The 837-nt window shown below is 44.6% G+C and carries 2 pseudogenes; both read right to left on the reverse strand.

What is annotated here, in order from left to right:
- Positions 1-408, reverse strand: a pseudogene (locus tag A3766_RS06600) (type II secretion system protein GspD); the annotation flags it as partial.
- A gap of 56 nt (positions 409-464) precedes the next feature.
- Positions 465-837: pseudogene (locus A3766_RS06605) on the reverse strand (hypothetical protein); the annotation flags it as partial.

An 837-nucleotide genomic window follows, 5' to 3' on the forward strand; every position in this document is an offset into this window, starting at 1 on the left:
CGTAACGATTTGCTCTGATGGTACCTTTTTCAAAAAACGATCGTTCTGAGCACTCTGCTTGGCATCATTTTGTCTGACAATCTTGATCACTTCCTGGCCAGGTATCGCTGCAAAGCCATGCACCCCCAAGACGGATAAAAACATTTCGTAAACAGCAGATTTATTCATTGAAGCATTAGAAATAACCGTGACCTTACCCTTAACTCGAGGGTCAATAACAAAGCTATAACCTGTTATATCGGCAACCTGACTAACAAATGCTCTGACATCCGCATCCTTCAGATTTACCTTCCAGGTTTGCTCCTCACCGAAGGCACTCCCGCTAAATACCAGCGCGGCACAAACAACCAAGTGCACCAACCTGAGACGGACCATACTGAACATGTTCTTTCCTAATGTAGACTTCATAACAATCACTTTACACTTAAGTCATTTGCATTACTGGGCTTGAGCCCGCAATTTTTTTATCTCAAAGGGTAGTTAATATAAAAGCTGGCGCCATCTCGCATCACTTCTACTTCCAAACTACCTTGCTCATAGAGACTTTTCATTAACTCTTTATCGCGCTGAATATCACCAAGGTTATGACCATTCACCGAGCGTATCACATCACCCTTGTTAAGATTTAGCCCCGACAACATTGGGTTTCCACCTTGGTAAACATACCCCTCTGAAGAAGCTTTCAGCCCAACTGAGCCCAATGCAGCGACAGGATCTTCCTGTAAGCGCTCTGCAGCCTCATCCATAAATTGCTGAGGCGTTTCTACTGATTCCACCCTTGCTCTTCTTTTCGGCTGGGCTTTAACCGGCGTTACCTTAGAAAAACTGCTACTGCCT

The organism is Oleiphilus sp. HI0132 (assembly GCF_001635845.1).